General features: G+C 72.8%; 9 protein-coding genes. 7 read left to right on the forward strand and 2 right to left on the reverse strand.

Annotated elements, in window-relative coordinates:
* Positions 1 to 250 precede the first annotated feature (250 nt).
* From GL263_RS15650 to GL263_RS15670, 5 genes are all read left to right on the forward strand, one after another.
* A complete protein-coding gene (locus GL263_RS15650; protein ID WP_182856331.1) occupies positions 251 to 2,467 on the forward strand; it encodes an ATP-dependent DNA helicase UvrD2 in 2,217 nt (738 codons plus the stop codon).
* Between the two features lie 203 nt (positions 2,468 to 2,670).
* Positions 2,671 to 3,123, forward strand: a complete 453-nt coding sequence (locus GL263_RS15655) for a hypothetical protein (RefSeq protein ID WP_228456535.1) — start codon at positions 2,671 to 2,673, stop codon at positions 3,121 to 3,123.
* A 144-nt stretch (positions 3,124 to 3,267) separates the two neighbouring features.
* Complete coding sequence (locus tag GL263_RS15660; RefSeq protein ID WP_182856333.1) at positions 3,268 to 3,627, forward strand: WhiB family transcriptional regulator; 360 nt, start codon at positions 3,268 to 3,270, stop codon at positions 3,625 to 3,627.
* Positions 3,624 to 3,932 carry a putative WhiB-interacting protein gene (locus tag GL263_RS15665; protein WP_182856334.1) on the forward strand — a complete coding sequence of 103 codons (309 nt, stop codon included), beginning with the start codon at positions 3,624 to 3,626 and terminating at the stop codon, positions 3,930 to 3,932. Before GL263_RS15660 ends, GL263_RS15665 begins: the two co-directional genes overlap by 4 nt.
* Before the next feature lie 174 nt (positions 3,933 to 4,106).
* On the forward strand, positions 4,107 to 4,343 hold the full coding sequence (locus GL263_RS15670; protein WP_182856335.1) for a hypothetical protein: 237 nt from the start codon (positions 4,107 to 4,109) through the stop codon (positions 4,341 to 4,343).
* Between the two features lie 64 nt (positions 4,344 to 4,407).
* On the opposite strand, the gene GL263_RS15675 is transcribed toward GL263_RS15670, so the two are convergent.
* Entirely contained in the window at positions 4,408 to 5,775 is a 1,368-nt protein-coding gene (locus tag GL263_RS15675; protein WP_182856336.1) for an ABC1 kinase family protein, read from the reverse strand.
* Between the two features lie 69 nt (positions 5,776 to 5,844).
* Positions 5,845 to 7,008, reverse strand: coding sequence for a ThiF family adenylyltransferase (locus GL263_RS15680; protein ID WP_182856339.1), 1,164 nt, complete (start codon positions 7,006 to 7,008; stop codon positions 5,845 to 5,847).
* A gap of 192 nt (positions 7,009 to 7,200) precedes the next feature.
* Between GL263_RS15680 and GL263_RS15685 the strand changes: the two genes are divergently transcribed.
* Together GL263_RS15685 and GL263_RS15690 are read left to right on the forward strand one after the other, a co-directional pair.
* Complete coding sequence (locus tag GL263_RS15685) at positions 7,201 to 7,830, forward strand: M48 metallopeptidase family protein (protein WP_182856337.1); 630 nt, start codon at positions 7,201 to 7,203, stop codon at positions 7,828 to 7,830.
* Positions 7,831 to 7,931: 101 nt separating this feature from the next.
* A partial coding sequence (locus tag GL263_RS15690) for a TerD family protein (protein ID WP_182856338.1) occupies positions 7,932 to 8,548 on the forward strand: 617 nt, incomplete at its 3' end.

Raw genomic sequence — 8,548 nt, forward strand, 5'->3', positions numbered from 1 at the left:
GTGGTGCTGTACATCGTGACGGTTCCCACCATGGGTCCTCGAACTCCCTCGGGTCTGTGGGGCCGCCGGAGGCTCCGGGACGGCCCGGACGGCCGGCACCCGCCGCGCGGAGCCCGCCGTCACCTCACGTCAACGCGCGGCGCCCCCTCTCGATTCCCGCCCGCCCCCGGGCGGCGACTTGTGTGACCGGCACCACTGCCCTGTGGACGGTGGTGCGGAAGGGGCGCCCGGGCCTGGCAGCATGGTGCGGATGACACCCGTACCGCCGCCACCGCCGGAGCCGCTCCCCACCGCGGAGAGCGCCGACGCCGTGCTCGACGGGCTGGACCCGGAGCAGCGCGAGGTGGCCACCGCGCTGCACGGCCCGGTCTGCGTGCTCGCCGGCGCCGGTACGGGCAAGACACGTGCCATCACCCACCGGATCGCCTACGGCGTGCGCGCCGGCGTGCTGCAACCCGCCTCCGTGCTGGCCGTCACGTTCACCAACCGCGCCGCCGGGGAGATGCGCGGCCGGCTGCGCCGACTGGGCGCCGGCGGCGTGCAGGCGCGCACCTTCCACTCCGCCGCCCTCCGCCAGCTGCACTACTTCTGGCCGCGGGCCGTCGGCGGCGAACTGCCCCGCCTCGTGGAGCGCAAGGCGGCGCTCGTCGGCGAGGCGGCCGCCCGTTCCGGCCTGCGGCTGGAGCGTACCGAACTGCGGGACGTCACCTCCGAGATCGAATGGGCGAAGGTCACCCGGACCGTGCCCGAGGACTACCCCGCCGCGCTCGCCAAGGCCGGCCGCACCCCGCCGCGCGACCCCGCCGAGACGGCGCTGGTCTTCACCGCCTACGAGCGGCTGAAGCAGGAGCGGACGGCGATCGACTTCGAGGACGTGCTGCTGCTGACGGTCGGCATCCTCCAGGAGCGCGTCGACATCGCCGAGCAGGTCCGCGGCCAGTACCAGCACTTCGTCGTGGACGAGTACCAGGACGTCAGCCCGCTCCAGCAGCGGCTGCTCGAACTGTGGCTCGGCGACCGCGACAACCTGTGCGTCGTCGGGGACGCCAGCCAGACGATCTACTCCTTCACCGGCGCCACACCCGACCACCTGCTCAACTTCCGCGAACGGCACCCCGCGGCCACGGTGGTCAGGCTGGTCCGGGACTACCGCTCCACCCCCCAGGTCGTCCGGCTGGCCAACGGCCTGCTCGGCCAGGCCACCGGGCCGGCCGCCCGGCACCGGCTGGAACTGGTGTCGCAGCGGGAGCCCGGCCCCGACCCCGTCTTCACCGAGTACCAGGACGAGCCCGCCGAGGCCGACGCCACCGCCCGCCAGGTGCGGCGGCTGATCGAGTCCGGCGTGCCCGCGAGCGAGATCGCCGTCCTCTTCCGGGTGAACGCCCAGTCCGAGCTCTACGAGCAGGCCCTCACCGACGCCCGGGTGCCCTACCAGGTGCGCGGCGCGGAGCGGTTCTTCGAACGGCCCGAGGTGCGGGAGGCACAGGTCGCGCTGCGCGGCGCCGCCCGCGCCGGGGCCAACGACCCGATGCTCGCCGACGCCGCCGGCCTCGTCGAGCAGACCAGACGGGTGCTGGCCACCAAGGGCTGGCGGGCCCAGGCGCCGGCCGGCTCCGGCGCCGTGCGGGACCGCTGGGAGTCGCTGGCGGCGCTGGTGCGGGTGGCCGAGGAACTGGCCGCCGAGCGGCCGGCGGCCGCGCTCGCCGACCTGGTCGCCGAACTCGACGCCCGCGCCGCCGTCCAGCACGCACCCCCCGCCGCCGGCGTCACCCTCGCCTCGCTGCACTCCGCGAAGGGCCTGGAGTGGGACGCCGTCTTCCTGGTCGGGCTGACCGACGGGATGATGCCGATCACCTACGCCCGCACTCCCGAGCAGGTCGAGGAGGAGCGGCGGCTGCTCTACGTCGGGGTGACCAGGGCGCGGCGGCACCTCGCGCTGTCCTGGGCGCTCGCCCGCTCGCCCGGCGGCCGCGCCTCCCGGGTGGCGAGCCCCTTCCTGACCGGGCTGCGACCCGGCAGCGGGACGGGCACCGGCCGCACCACCACCACCACCACCGGCACCGCCGCCGGTGGCGACGTGCGGCGAGGCGAGTCCCGGCGCCCCCGGGCGGCCAGAGCGCCGGCCCGCTGCCGGGTCTGCGGGCGCACCCTCACCGACCCGGGCGAGATGAAGCTGACGCGCTGCGAGGAGTGCCCCTCGGAGCTCGACGAGGTGCTGTACGAGCGGCTGTGGGAGTGGCGGGACCGGCAGGCCCGGCAGCTCGGTCAACCCGCGTACTGCGTCTTCACCGACCGGACCCTGATGGCCATCGCCGAGACGGTGCCCGACACCGCCGCCGAACTCGCCCGCATCCCCGGCGTCCGGGCCCGCAAACTGCAGCAGTACGGCGCCGACGTGCTGGCGCTCTGCGCCGGCGAGGAGCTCGCCCAACTCGCTTCGGACGAACCGGAATCCGATCGTCCGTAAAGTGTCACGGCAACTGTGACGAACGAGAGCGAAAAATAGTTTGCGCACGCCGAGGGAATCCTCATAGCCTTCCGGACATGGAGACGGCGGGGGTTTCTCGCGCCGGCCGATCCATGCTGTACTGAACCATGCTGTACTGACCTGAATACGTTCGGGACGGGCTCCGGCCCATCCCCTTGAGACGCCGAGAGGAGGCGACCGAAATGTTCACGCTCATCACCACCAAAACGACCGGCCGTACCGGCCTTCCGGTCGCCGCCTGCCTGGGCGTCTCGCGTCTGCGTGGCACCGGTGTGTCCTTCGCCGGACTGCCCGCCGCCGCACGGACCAATGGGTTCGCACTGGTTGATGAGCGCGTGTTCGACGGCAAGCGTCCGTCCGCCGACGAGCGTCTGTTCGCGAACGAGCGACCGACCAGGGCATCCGTGGCAGTAGCGGCGGCACAGGTGGAGACCCCTGCCGACGTCGCCGCGGCGGCGGATGCCGGCACCGGTCTTGCCATGGCCAGCCAGACGACCCGCACCACCGGCATCGCCTGCGCCACCGGTATCGCCGGTGCCGCCGCCGCGATCAGCACGACCAAGCAGTACCGCACGACCAAGCACCACTCGATGTGGGCCTTCCGTGGGCCTGAACCCTGGAGAGATCCAGCCTGATCAGCGCGATCAGGTCGGCACCTTCCAGGGCCGCGGAACCCACACCGGGATCCGCGGCCCTTCTGTTTGCCCCGGCACCAGCCGGGGCGACCGGGCCACCGGCCACCAGCCGGAGACGACCGACCGACGAGGAAGCAAACAGCAGTGCACACGCCGACGCACGTCCCGTCATCCCGCACCGACCTGAACCTGCCTGATCACTCGGAGGACTCCTTGACCGCCCTGACCACCCTCAACCAGCTCGACGAGGCGATCGACCGCCTCGGGGTGGCCGTGCCCTGCCGCAGCTACGACCCCGAGGTCTTCTTCGCGGAGACCCCGGCGGACGTCGAGTACGCCAAGTCGCTGTGCCAGACCTGCCCGCTGAAGGACGCCTGCCTCGCCGGTGCCAAGGACCGTCGCGAGCCCTGGGGCGTCTGGGGCGGTGAGCTGTTCATCCAGGGGGTCGTCGTACCGCGCAAGCGCCCCCGGGGCCGTCCCCGCAAGAGCCCGGTCTCGGCGTGAACACCCCCGGCACGATCAACCGTCCGTTCCCCCACGGAACCACCAAGCAGGACTCCATGACCGCACCCATCCACGACACCTCGCTCAACGACCGGTCCGACAAGGCCGGCATCACCCTGAACAGGAACCGAGAGATGCAACTCCTTCCCGAAAGCCTGAGCCGAAGCCACATGCAGGACAGGCTCTACGAGGCCGAGTCCCAACGGCCGGCCCAGCGGCTGCTGGCCGCGCGCCGGATGCAGCGCAAGGCCGAGCGTGCCTCCCGGCGCGCCCGCCGGGCGCTGGCCATGGCCCTGATGCAGTAACCCGGCCGGTGGGGGACCACCACCAGCCGAAGAGAAGACACACCGGCACGTCGAACCGGACGCCGGGCGACGGCCCTCGGGCCGCGTCCGGCGTCTGGGCGTTCCGGGTGTCACGTCGGGCGTGGCGGCCGCCGCGTCCGACGCGCGCCTCACGCCCGGCGGTACCGTCGACGAGTGGCAGACAGTCGACGAGCGGCAGAGAACAGTACGGAGCGACGGGACGACAGCTCGGCCTCCCGGCGGCCCACCCCGCTCGCGTGCGCCACCTGCGGCACTCCGGCCGAGGGCGACGACCCGCCGGCCACCTGGGTGTGCTCGGTGGAAGGCGGAGCCGTCCGCTACCTCTGCGAGCGCTGCGCCCGGGAGAACATCAGGTCGATCGAGGGCCGACTCGACACCGCCTGGTGGTGACGGCCCGGCGGTGACGGCCCCGGTGCTGACGACCCTGTGGTGGCCTGCTGGTGGGCCGTGGCGCTCACTTGACGAGAGGCACCTTCGAGGCCGAGCCCTCGTCCCCCTCCTCCTCGACCTGCTCTTCGACGAAGCCCGGGAGCCAGGCCTCGAGTTCGTCGCGCATCCGGACGGAGGCCTTCAGCTGGCACAGCACGCCGATCGTGCTGAGGGTCACCCGGTGGATGAGCAGGTACTCCGGCGGCAGGTTGAGCTGCTTGCCCAACTGGTGGGCCGGGGAGCGCCGGTCCGCGATCCGCGCCGCCTGGTCGCGGATCCAGCCGCGCGAGAACTCGAACTCCTCCTCGCTGGCGGGCTCGATGATCGGCAGCAGGTACTCGAGCATCGCGTCCGGGTCCAGCTCGATGGACTCCTTGACAAAGCCCTCCTCCCGCAGCAGCGCGTAGACCTGCTCCGCCTCGCCCTCCAGCGTCAGCCGCAGCGCGGTCCCGATGGTGGGCGGAAGGCCGTCGGGGAGCCGGTCGACCGTGCCGAAGTCCATCACGCCCAGCCGGCCGTCCGCGAGGAGGCGGAAGTTGCCCGGGTGCGGATCCGCGTGCAGCAGCCCGGTACGGGCCGTGCCCCCGAAGAGGAAGAGGGTCAGCAGCTGTCCCGCCCGGTCCCGGTCCTCCTGCGAGCCGTCGGCTATCACCTCGGAGAGCGGGGTGCCCTCCAGCCATTCCGTCACCAGGACCTGCTCGGCCTGGTACACCACCTGCGGCACGACCACGTCCGGGTCGTCGGCGAACTCCTCGGCGTAGGCGCGCTGCGCCTCGGCCTCCAGGCCGTAGTCCAGCTCCTCGGTGATCCGGTCGCGCAGCTCCGTGATGAGCGGCTTGACGTCCATCCCCGGCACCATCGGCCCCAGCAGTTTGGAGAACCTGCTCAGCTGGTTGAGGTCCGACACCAGCGCCTCGCCGGCCCCCGGGTACTGCACCTTGACCGCGACCACCCGGCCGTCGTGCCACACGGCCCGGTGGACCTGCCCGATGGAGGCCGCTGCCGCCGGCCGGTCCTCGAACTCCTCGAAAAGGTCGCGCCAGTCCTCGCCGACACGCTCGGCCAGCACGGCGTGCACCGTCGCCGCCGGAAGCGGGGGAGCGGCCTCCTGCAGCTTTGTCAGCGCCGCCCGGTAGGGCTTCGCCAGATCCTCCGGGAGGGCGGACTCGAACACCGACAGCGCCTGCCCCAGCTTCATGGCGCCGCCCTTGAGCTCACCGAGGACCTTGAACAGCTGCTCGGCCGTCCGCTGCTGCAACTCGGTGCCGACCAGCTCCGCGGAGTAGCCCGTGATCCGCTTGCCCAGGCCCCATGTCGCCCTGCCCGCGTACCCCAGCGGCAGGGCCGCGAGCTTGACGGTACGGGTCACGGCCCTGCGGGGAAGGTCTGACATGGTGGTCCTCCAACTCCCAGACAGCGGACGCTGCTCAGACGCCCATTGTCACCCCTGCCGCTTCCACCACTAAGGGCCGGTCGCCTCTGTACGTGAAGCCGCACCACAGGGGCACTCCGACCACGCCGGCAGGGGCTCCGACTCCTTGCGGAGCTCGGGCAGCACGTAGCACTCGCGGAGCCCGACACCGGCCGCGGCCTCGCCCTCCACGTGGCGCAGCACCAGGGCCGCCGCAGCCCCCGCGACCACGCTGGCCAGCGCCACGTCGCACGCGGGGATCCCTCTCGCACGGGCGTTACGCCACTGGCCCACCACCAGAGGCCAGGTCGGCTCCCGCTCGGCCCGGCCGAGCATCACGCACTCCGCGCAGGCACCGGCTCCGGGGCGCACCAGCGGGCCGACAAAGCCCGTACCCTCCACGATCCCCGTGTAGAGGTGGGCCCTCCCGGCCTCCATCAGCTCCCATGCCGCCGCGGGATCGGGCGCGTAGGCGGCGAGGCCGTCACGCGGCGCGAACACCACCAGGTCGGCCGCCGGTCCCGCCTCCGCTGCGCGACGCACCGACGCCGGCGGCGGGCAGGCAGGCGGTGAGGAGCCGGCGGGCTCCCGCTCGGTGCTCGGCGGGAGGTCGTCGGCGCCGGGATCGCGGGGGCGCGGCACCCGGGCCCACGGTGTCGCTCTGGCGACCGCTCTCCGCAGGGCGGAGAGCCGCCGCTCGCCCGCCCACTCCGGGGACACCCCTCCGGGCGCGCAGTCGGACAGCGACACGCAGCCGCCGTCCCTCGCCTCCACCCGCCCCACGCCCGCCGCCGACAACAGGGCGGCCAGCGTGGAGCCCACCCGGCCGCCGCCGCGGACCTCCACCCTGGCGGCCCGGCGGGCCGCCAGGCGACGCAGGGCCTCGCCGGGGGCCGCGTACACCACCGAGAGCGAGGCCAGATCGGGCCGGAGGCGCTCGCCGACCTGCGCGGCGGTGCTCCGGTCCGCCGTGGAGTCGTCCAGCACGCCGGCGGCCAGCAGCCGGTCGAGGAGCGGTCGGACCCGGGCGGCGCCCAGTCCGAGGGTCTGCGCGGCCTCGGCGAGCTGGGGCAGGCTGCGGGTGCCGTCCAGCAGGTCGAGGAAGCTGCCCGTCGCGGTGTCGACCGGGCCCACTTGGATGGCGTGGGCCGGAGCGACTCCGTACTGGACGGTCGCACGGTTGCGCCAACCGCGCCGCAGCGCGGGCTTGATCATCGGATGCACGGCTTGACCTCCCTGATCGGATGCCGGGGAACGTCGCCCAGCATGCCGTCACATCCGCGGCCTCTGCGTCGAGTTATCCACAAGAGGCGTCTATCATCGTTTTTGATCCTGATTGCGCCGGGCTATCCACAGCTTCCCGAGGCGGCACACGCCCCTGACGGCGGTCCGCTGTACCGTCGAGGAGTGCCCGCAGAACCGCTGAACAGCGCCACCGGCCGGCGCCCGGCCGACCGGCCTCCGCCCCCACCGCACCACAGCTCCGGGTCCTCCGAGGTGGAGGTGCGCCGCAGCAGCAGACGTCGCCGGACGGTCTCCGCCTACCGCGAGGGCGGTCGGACCATCGTGCTGCTGCCGGCCCGGATGTCCGCGGCCGAGGAGCGCCGCTGGGTGGGCGTGATGCTCGACAAGCTCGCCGCGCAGGACGAGCGCAGAAGGCCGGACGACGAGGAGTTGGCCCGCCGCGCCGAACGGCTCTCCCACCGGTACCTCGAAGGCCGGGCCCGCCCCGGCTCGGTGAGATGGGTGACGAACCAGAACACCCGCTGGGGCTCCTGCACACCCGCCGAGGGCAGCATCCGGCTCTCCCACCGGCTGCGCGGCATGCCGGCGTACGTCATCGACTACGTCCTCCTGCACGAGCTGGCGCATCTCCTGGTTCCCGGGCACGGACCCGACTTCTGGCGGCTGCTGGCCCGCTACGACAGGACGGAACGGGCCCGCGGCTTCCTGGAGGGCGTGATCGCCGCCGACCGGCTGCCGCGGCCGGGAAGCGGGGCCGCCGGAGACCGGGACGGGGCGGAACGACCGCAGTGAGCGGGGAAAGGAGTTGAGGTCTCACGGCAAGCCGTGGGCCAGGACGCGCTAGCCTGGCGCGCGAACTGCAACAGCGACGGGTTGGGGGACGGGCGTCACACATGGCCAGGGAATTCCAACGGGGCCACAAGGCCCGACTCAGTGATCTCACAGCGGGCACGGATCTGTACGTGGGCGTACAGATCAACGCCCCCGGAGTCACCTTCGACATCAGCTGCTTCGGCCTCGACGCGGACGAACGGCTCTCCGACGACCGCTACTTCATCTTCTACAACCAGCCGAAGTCACCGGAGGAGTCGATCCAGCTGCTCGGCGCCCAGGCCGGTGACACGGAGTCCTTCCGGGTCACGCTCGACCGGGTGCCGGACGGCGTCCGCCACCTGTACTTCACCGCCACCATCGACGGCGAGGGCGACATGTCCCGGGTCGCGTCCGGGTACATACGCATCGTCGCCGGTGGCGAGGAGGTCGCGCGCTACCCGTTCACCGGCGCCGAGTTCAGCACCGAGCGGGCGGTGATGCTCGGAGACGTCTACTTCAAGGACGTCTGGCGCTTCGCCGCCATCGGCCAGGGCTTCGACGGCGGGCTCGCCGCACTGCTCAAGAACTTCGGCGGTGAGGTGCTGGAGGAGCAGGAGGAGCAGCCCCAGCAGGAGCCGCAGGAAGGCGGCCAGCCGGCGGGCCAGCCCCAGGCGGCGCCGGGCTTCGCGCCGCCCCC

The sequence above is a fragment of the Streptomyces durbertensis genome (genome assembly GCF_014156695.1).
GTDB lineage: Bacteria > Actinomycetota > Actinomycetes > Streptomycetales > Streptomycetaceae > Streptomyces > Streptomyces durbertensis.